Raw genomic sequence first — 5,856 nt, forward strand, 5'->3', positions numbered from 1 at the left:
CGCTCAATATAATCGGCTTCCCGTATGGCAAGATGCCGACTGAGATCATGTACCAGATTCTGCTCGGAGGACATCAGAAAGTCACGGAAGCAGGAGCTGTCATCGCAGGCGGGCATTCGATCAAAGATGCTGAGTTGAAATATGGTTTGGCTGTGACTGGTCTGGTCAAGATCGATGAAATAAAGACGAACGCCGGCGCCAGGATCGGCGACGGGGTCATTCTGACCAAGCCACTCGGAACCGGGATCATTTCGACGGCAATGAAGAACAATATTGCCGACAAAGAGCTGATTGATCTCGTTGTCAGGCAGATGGCAGCACTGAACAAGCATGCGGCCGATGTCGCCCGGAAGTATAGATGCTCAGCCGTCACCGATGTCACCGGTTATGGACTCGTCGGGCATGCGCTCGAGATGGCGGAGGCGTCGAATGTCTCGATTCGGCTGACCACCGCGGAAGTGCCGATAATCAGGGGTGCAATCGACCTTGCAGAGAAGGGACAGTTGACAGGCGGCGGGAAAGACAACATCAAATTCTGTGAATCAAAAGTGTCCTATGCAAGAAAAGTCAGAGATTCGATGATTCACGTGCTGCATGATCCTCAGACATCGGGCGGGCTGCTCATCGCTGTGCATCCGGATGATGCTCCCAGCCTGTCGCGAGATTTGCTTGGCTGCGATACAGCCTCCACGATCATCGGCGAGATCGCGCCCGGTCCGGCCGGCATTGTCTTCGAGTAATCCGATCTATATGTCTACCGACTGGCCTATACCCTTCTCAAGCGCCTTATCATAGACGAGCTTTGCCGCGGCGACATCCTGGATCGCGAGACCGTTCGATTTGAACAACGTGATCTCACTGTCGTTCGATCGCGCGGGCTTCTTGCCGGTCACTATCTCGCCAAGCTCCGCAACCATGTGCGACTTATCAACCGCTCCCTCCTGAATCGGGATCATGATATCTCCCGCCTCTTTCAGGCAGGCTTCAAATGAATCGGCGATGAACTTCGAACGCTTGACAATCACCGTGTCGAGTTCGCGCGCATTGGGAGTGTGACTTCCGATGCCGTTGATGTGTGCGCCATCGCGGACTTTGCTCCCATCGAAAATCGGCGTTGCCGACGATGTCGCAGCGCAGATGATATCCGATTCCGCAAGAACCTGATCGGATGACTTGGCTATGACGACATCAATATTGAGTTTGCTGCCCATCTCGTTTGCGAAATTCTTCACGGCATCGTTTGAAATATCAAACACCAGCGCTTTCGAGAGTTCACGTGCTTCAGCCACAGCCCAGAGCTGCATCTTGGCCTGCACACCGGCACCGAAAATTCCGGCCACCTGACCTTTGTCTTTTCGTGCGAGATATTTCGTGGCGACGCCGCTCGCCGCACCGGTCCTGACGGCTGTCAGATATCCACCATCCATAATGCAGATAACATCGCCGGTGGCGGGGTCCTGCACGAGCACCTTGCCGATCACCGTCGGCATTTTGTGTTTGGATGGGTTGTTCTTGTATACGGTGACGACTTTGCACGCGAGCGCGCCGAGTTCTTTGAGATATGCGGGCATATAGAGTGAAAGCCCGTCGGGCGGAGTGATGCTTGTGCGCAGAGGCAGCACGGCTGTGCCGTTAGCAAGCTCGGCGAACGCCTTCTCGACAACTATCATGCAGTCAGACATTTCGAGCACCTGCATAACGTCATTCTTAGTCAACAAGAGCGGCATTGAATCCTCCCTGATATGTGTACGTTTGATTCAGTATTAGTATGATGAAGGCGATTTGGCAAGCGATATGTTGTTTCAGACTCACGCAAAATCCGCTTGCATAATCGGGGAGTATCGGCTATTTTCCAGTTGAGACATTGACTTGCCTCATCAGATCTAGTATGACATCTCTTGCTTGACAGACCAGGACGAAAACGAAGATAAGGGAATGGCGAATGCCGGCCTTAGCACAAATGTGTCACTGTCCACCCAATTGAACGGCGATGGGGAAGACACGAGCCTTGCTATGCTTCAGCCGTAGAAGGAGGATTAGCTATGAGAGCTGGAATAATCTTCACCGGAACCGGTCCAATCCTGATTTTGACAACCTATGAATCATTCATCGATTCCGGGTTTGCGAGCAAACTTGCTGCGAAAGGCATCAACAAGTTTATAGCTTACGAACTATCTATCGATCTCGTAAGGGAGAAATACGGCGCGCATTACGCGGCTGTGATGAACGATGTCAAGCAGACCTCAGATTTGCGCGTACTCGACTACAACGGGCACAACGTATTCCACAATTTCTCCTTCTCGCAGATGGGCGAGCCGATTTACTATGGCTTGTAGCAAGGGCAGGCAGGTTTCCCCGAAACCTGCCACCTCAAACTGGATACCGATTTGCATCGGTATGACACCGCCTGCGGCGGTGTAAAGGTTCTCGACGCGGGCACACCCGCGTCATTCCGGTGAAGACCGGAATCCAGTATCATAGGCAGCGATCCGAAGTCACTCGAAGCGTGCCGAAGCGATCCTGCCTATTTCTTCGTTACGGCTTCCGTGGACAATTGTCAGGATCTCCTCACCGGCATGAGGACTGTCCTTCGCGATGCTCGGCAGGCGGGAATCCAGACCAACCGGCGACTCATAAACGATCCTTATCCACAGGTCTTCGTTTGGAAGTTGATCGCTTGGTCCGAAGCCTGTAAGGTTGCCATTTGAATGGAACGAATGCCGTTCCCCACCTTTCCGGTGTCTCGCTCCTTGGATCACGTGTGATTTCCAGAGTACGATGAAATACATCCACCGATCGGTTCACCATGTCGACGACCACAATCACCTGTACATCCTCTGGGTAAACTCGATCTGCGGGATCAGCTTCCCTTCTGCGCCAAATCGCTCCCTCCATGGCAGCTTTCGGTGATCCAGCAAACTCGGTTACAGTAAAATGAGACATCTTCCGTGGCGGCATTTCCTGAATGTAATGCACTGTAGCCCGGTATTTTCTTTTTTCGTCTGTCTTATTCCCCATTACTCACTCCGTCTGTCTCGTACCCATCATTTCCATTCGCATTGCCTAATGCCGCTTTGCCTGTGATGCTATATCATCTATATATGAAACTCGACGATGTCTTTGTCGGTGAGGACGTATTTCGAGGTGACTCGCTGGCCGTCGAATTTCCCCTCACCCCAGACTTTGGCAAATTGAAGCTTGTGCGCAAAATCTTTGTGCAACGCAAATGCGGCATCCTCGACAGTTGAATTAATGGGGAGGACTATTGGATCCTTGAAATCGGTATCGTGCCCCGGTGTTTTGGTATAGACCCGCATTATCTGAAGAATATCGAAGATATGAGCCTGTAGTTTTGCGATGTTCGTTTCATCGACGCATGATATCGGGATGATGTCGAACCGCTCGCCATATAACTCTCCGAGAACTACGAGATTCTCTTTTGCCACGGATACATCGAACTTATTCCCCGCGATAACCGCACGTTTACAGAACTGCGATCCGATATACTCCTCCGGAATCACTTTCTTCGTGAGATGCATCTTAAGCTCATCGAGCTTCGCTATAACGGCGTCTATCCCCTCGAGCATGTCATCCGCCGCAAGATCAGCCATCAGAAGGAGCACGTCGGAATTGCGAATGATATTCGTCATCCAGTTTTCATAGTAATCAGAAGCAATCGGCGGAAGATCGACCAACTCGAATTGCACCGTCTCGAATAGCATCATTCCGGGTTGTGCCTTGCGGGTAGTGTATGGATAATCTGCGACTTCGGGCTCGGCACCGGTCGTGATGTGCAGTAGTGTTGATTTCCCGCAATTCGGCGGTCCCAGCAGGAGTATCTGCGCAGCGCCATGCTTTTCTACATAATCGACTGCCGCCTGTCTTGATGCACCTGAAGTCTTTTTCGGCCCCTCTATCTTGACTTTGAGCTTAGACATTCTCGTTTTGATATCTGCGCGCATTTTCTCTGTCCCCTTGTGCTTGGGGATGACGCGTAGCATCTCTTCGAGACAGGCGAGCCTTTCGTCGTCGGTGTCGGCTTTCTTGAAGCGATCTTCCGCTTCTTTATACTGCGGAGTGAGATTTGCTGGCATAGTAGAATAATAATCACAACAGCTTGATTGTCAAGAAGATCACTCATAATAGAATAGGTGACACATTTTGTCGCCATACATGTCTGTTTGCCGCGAATTCCGAAATCGCCTTGACAGGCATGTGCTGCCCTCGTACCTTCATAACGGAGTTATATGATGAATAGCGGCAGTGCAGAGACAGGAAATGATATCTACGTCACGAGTGTCGTGATGGCGTTGCGGGAAACCGGCGGCGTCGGAGCGAAAACATTTCAGTCGCTCCTATGGGTGTTTGGATCCCCGGAGAACGTTTATGATGCCACGATTGACGATCTGATTGAAATCCCACAAATATCCCAAGAACGGGCGATTAAGATTCTCGAATCAAGAGTCAATATCCCGGTGATGTCTGAGCGGATTGAGCGCCTGCAAGAGGAGGGGACGAGTGTCGTCACATTTCTCGACGATGGCTATCCGGTCAAACTCCGCGGTCTTGACGACCCCCCACCGATTCTCTACTATCGCGGGATTCTTCCGGATGACGACAGTTCCTCGATTTGTGTCATAGGAACAACTGAAGCGACCGCCGAGGGGATTCAGGCTGCGGTCGATATCAGTGCAATACTCACGACGAAAGGCTGTAGGATCATATCGGGACTGGCAAAGGGCATAGATACGGCTGCTCACATAGGAGCTTTGAAGAACGAAGGCATAACTCACGCCGTACTCGGAACAGGGTTTCACAATATCTATCCGGAAGAGAATCTCACTTTGTCAAAGCAAATTGCCGAAAGGGGTTCTCTGATAAGCGAATACAAGCCCGATACTTTCGTGAGCAGGGGAAGGCTACTTTCCCGCAATCGTATCGTTGTCGGTCTTTCCGACTTCGCAATCGTAGTAGAGCTTTCCCCCGATTCGTCGGGCGTGCAATCAGCCGCCGAAGCGTGTGATCGGCAGGGAAAACTCCTCTTCTATCTCCTGAAGGGAGATGAGAAGAAACGAGGGATCAAGATTCCGGCCAATGCCGTTGCATTCGAGACCCTCGAAGAAATCGAAACCATTCTTGAAAGCAGCATTGGGAGTTGAAATGCAGGACATGAATGAAGACCACGAACGCATAACCGCACTCAAGACACTCGTTGATGCAACTGCCAACGAGATCACCAGCGGCGGGCTTAACATAGATACCGCTAACAGAATTGTCGCAGAGACCCGTATCAAAGCCGCAGAGCTCATCCCGGACGACATGGACAAGTACGACATGATCTACACGTCGCGATTCGAGCGGCTGATCGAGCAATACATCACCTCCGTCCAACCGGAGGAGTGATCGCGCAAGGGAGTAATTGTCCGACTCATACAAAACGACGGCCAAACGGAGCCGCATGGAAATCAAGATCAAGCGTTCGCGCTTCATAGGGACGATTGATTATACGCCCACCCTTGAAAATGCAAGCGGGTTCGTATCCGAAATTTCGAAGGAATTTCATGATGCTACGCATAATTGCTATGCGTACAAAGTCGGGTTTGGCCACGAACCCGTATTTAGAAGTTCGGATAACGGCGAACCGTCAGGCACCGCAGGCCGACCGATCCTCGATGCACTTGACAAGTATGATCTGATCGATACGACTATAGTCGTCACCCGATATTATGGCGGAATCAAGCTCGGCACGGGCGGGTTGAGTCGCGCCTATCGTGATGCTGCACTGGCTGTGATCGAATGCGCCGGCATCATGTCCAGGTACATCACGAAACGGCTGAAGTTTGTCTTCGAACATCA

The 5,856-nt window shown here is 51.4% G+C and carries 8 protein-coding genes; 5 read left to right on the forward strand and 3 right to left on the reverse strand.

Going from position 1 to position 5,856, the window contains the following annotated elements:
- Window positions 1-740 (forward strand): selenide, water dikinase SelD (selD, locus tag KKH67_12595; protein ID MBU1320018.1); only part of this gene is annotated, 740 nt, incomplete at its 5' end.
- A 6-nt stretch (window positions 741-746) separates the two neighbouring features.
- On the opposite strand, the gene KKH67_12600 is transcribed toward selD, so the two are convergent.
- Window positions 747-1,727 (reverse strand): ornithine cyclodeaminase family protein, encoded by a 981-nt coding sequence (locus tag KKH67_12600; protein ID MBU1320019.1) that lies wholly within the window; start codon window positions 1,725-1,727, stop codon window positions 747-749.
- Between the two features lie 315 nt (window positions 1,728-2,042).
- On the opposite strand from KKH67_12600, the gene KKH67_12605 reads away from it, so the two are divergent.
- Window positions 2,043-2,336 (forward strand): hypothetical protein, encoded by a 294-nt coding sequence (locus KKH67_12605; GenBank protein MBU1320020.1) that lies wholly within the window; start codon window positions 2,043-2,045, stop codon window positions 2,334-2,336.
- A gap of 295 nt (window positions 2,337-2,631) precedes the next feature.
- On the opposite strand, the gene KKH67_12610 is transcribed toward KKH67_12605, so the two are convergent.
- Together KKH67_12610 and KKH67_12615 are read right to left on the reverse strand one after the other, a co-directional pair.
- A complete protein-coding gene (locus KKH67_12610; protein ID MBU1320021.1) occupies window positions 2,632-3,018 on the reverse strand; it encodes a hypothetical protein in 387 nt (128 codons plus the stop codon).
- A 77-nt stretch (window positions 3,019-3,095) separates the two neighbouring features.
- Window positions 3,096-4,094, reverse strand: a complete 999-nt coding sequence (locus KKH67_12615; GenBank protein MBU1320022.1) for a 50S ribosome-binding GTPase — start codon at window positions 4,092-4,094, stop codon at window positions 3,096-3,098.
- 156 nt (window positions 4,095-4,250) lie between these two features.
- Between KKH67_12615 and KKH67_12620 the strand changes: the two genes are divergently transcribed.
- From KKH67_12620 to KKH67_12630, 3 genes are all read left to right on the forward strand, one after another.
- A complete protein-coding gene (locus KKH67_12620; GenBank protein MBU1320023.1) occupies window positions 4,251-5,159 on the forward strand; it encodes a DNA-processing protein DprA in 909 nt (302 codons plus the stop codon).
- A 1-nt stretch (window position 5,160) separates the two neighbouring features.
- Complete coding sequence (locus KKH67_12625; protein ID MBU1320024.1) at window positions 5,161-5,403, forward strand: hypothetical protein; 243 nt, start codon at window positions 5,161-5,163, stop codon at window positions 5,401-5,403.
- Window positions 5,404-5,458: 55 nt separating this feature from the next.
- Window positions 5,459-5,856, forward strand: a 398-nt coding sequence (locus KKH67_12630) for a YigZ family protein (protein ID MBU1320025.1), incomplete at its 3' end; no start/stop codon positions are given.

The sequence above is a fragment of the Candidatus Zixiibacteriota bacterium genome (assembly GCA_018820315.1).
Taxonomy (GTDB): Bacteria; Zixibacteria; MSB-5A5; order JAABVY01; family JAHJOQ01; genus JAHJOQ01.